This window comes from Sandaracinobacteroides sp. (assembly GCF_057137845.1).
This window is the reverse complement of the sequence record NZ_DBNHFX010000226.1, coordinates 1-1,547: the sequence shown is the minus strand read 5'-3', so window position 1 is coordinate 1,547 and position 1,547 is coordinate 1. Positions and strand designations below refer to the sequence as shown.

Sequence of the window (1,547 nt, the reverse complement as noted above, 5' to 3'; positions counted from 1 at the left end):
CGCCGCGCGGTCATCCGGCGTCAGGGGAAGGTAACGCATATCCTGCTCCTCAAAGCGGTTTTCGTGCCTGCCAGCGCAGGCGGACATAATCAGCCTGCCAGTTGCCCGCGCCATCGCGCAGCACCGGTGCAAGCAGGTCTTGCATTTCGTCGATCACGGCGGCCTGCACCGATACCGGCACACCGGCTTCGTCCAGCAGGCCGGAACGGAACGTCTGTATCCAGCCGCGCAGTCCGATCGGCAGCGGCGTCGGCCGGGGGATCAACCGCGCCTCGATCCGGGTGAATCCGGCCTGCCGGTGAATCGCCGAGAACGCGTCGGGCGTCAGATAGGTCTGGCCGCCGCCCGCTGCGGGATCATAGCCGCGTGCCTTCAGAACCGCCCTCAGCGCCGTGCGGATGGCGGCGATGTTCATGAAGCCGCCACACTCTCCGACGTAGCGGCCACCGGGCTTCAACGCACGGCAGACGCAGGCCGCAACCGCCTGCTGGTCGGGCATCCAGTGCAGCGCCGCATTGGTGAATACGGCGTCGAACCGCCCTTCGAACGGCAGCGCCTGCCCGTCGGCACGGCAGACGTTCAGGCCCTTCGCCCTTGCAGCGTCAAGCATCGCGTCGGACATGTCGACGCCCAGCACGTCGGCGCCTGCGTCGACGATCTTCTGCGTCAGCGCACCGTCGCCGCAGCCCAGATCGAGGATATCCTCGCCGGGGGACGGCGCCAGAAGCTCCAGCGCGGCCGCCCCCAGCGCCGGCACGAACCCGGCGTTGGCGGCATAAAGGGCGGCATCCCACGCCATCAGAGCGTGTCGAGAAAGGCCTTGTAGCCCGCTGCATCGAGCAGGCCATCCAGTTGCTCCGGATCGGCAAGGCGAACGCGGAAGAACCAGCCATCGCCCTCGGGCGCGCTGTTCACCAGATCGGGTGTATCGGCCAGCGCGCCGTTCGCTTCGGTAACGGTGCCCGAAACCGGCGCGAACACATCGCTCGCGGCCTTCACGCTCTCGACGACAGCGGCTTCGCTGCCTGCTTCCACCGCCCTGCCCGCTTCCGGCAGTTCGACGAACACCACATCGCCCAACTGGCCCTGCGCATAGTCGGTGATGCCGATCGTGGCCACGTCTCCGGCCACTTCGATCCATTCATGGTCTTTGGTGTAGTAACGCATCGCTCTCCCTTTCAGCGCACATAGTTCTTCTGGTGGAATGGCATCGGAACGACAGTCGCCGCCAGCCTTTTCCCCCGCACGTCGATTTCCAGCGCAGCGCCGTCTGCCGCATGCGCCGTTTCCACATAGCCCATCGCAATCGGCGCCCCGACAGACGGCGCAAAGCCGCCGCTGGTCAGCACTCCGACCTGCCGGTCGCCCGCGAATATCCCCGCCCCTTCACGGGCAGGCTGGCGGCCATCGAGCTTCAGGCCGACACGCTTGCGTGATGGCCCGTCCAGCAGCGCCTTCAGGATGCGCGCAGCGCCCGGAAACCCGCCCTCGGTCTTGCGGCGCTTGGAAATGGCAAAGCCAAGCCCGGCTTCCACCGGTTCGGTTTC

3 protein-coding genes are annotated in these 1,547 nt (G+C 67.0%); all 3 read right to left on the bottom strand.

Annotated elements, in window-relative coordinates:
- Nucleotides 1–49: 49 nt before the first annotated feature.
- On the bottom strand, nt 50–799 hold the full coding sequence (locus tag AC16JP_RS11870) for a class I SAM-dependent methyltransferase (RefSeq protein ID WP_484340826.1): 750 nt from the start codon (nt 797–799) through the stop codon (nt 50–52).
- On the bottom strand, nt 799–1,167 hold the full coding sequence (gcvH, locus tag AC16JP_RS11865; RefSeq protein ID WP_484340825.1) for a glycine cleavage system protein GcvH: 369 nt from the start codon (nt 1,165–1,167) through the stop codon (nt 799–801). The genes AC16JP_RS11870 and gcvH overlap by 1 nt, the downstream gene beginning before the upstream one ends.
- 11 nt (nt 1,168–1,178) lie before the next feature.
- Nucleotides 1,179–1,547, bottom strand: a 369-nt coding sequence (locus AC16JP_RS11860) for a glycine cleavage T C-terminal barrel domain-containing protein (RefSeq protein WP_484340824.1), incomplete at its 5' end; no start/stop codon positions are given.

Excerpts from the sequence above, each read along its gene's own strand:
- gcvH (WP_484340825.1), bottom strand. The coding sequence starts at position 1,167 with ATGCGTTACTACACCAAAGACCATGAATGGATCGAAGTGGCCGGAGAC.
- AC16JP_RS11870 (WP_484340826.1), bottom strand. The coding sequence starts at position 799 with ATGGCGTGGGATGCCGCCCTTTATGCCGCCAACGCCGGGTTCGTGCCG.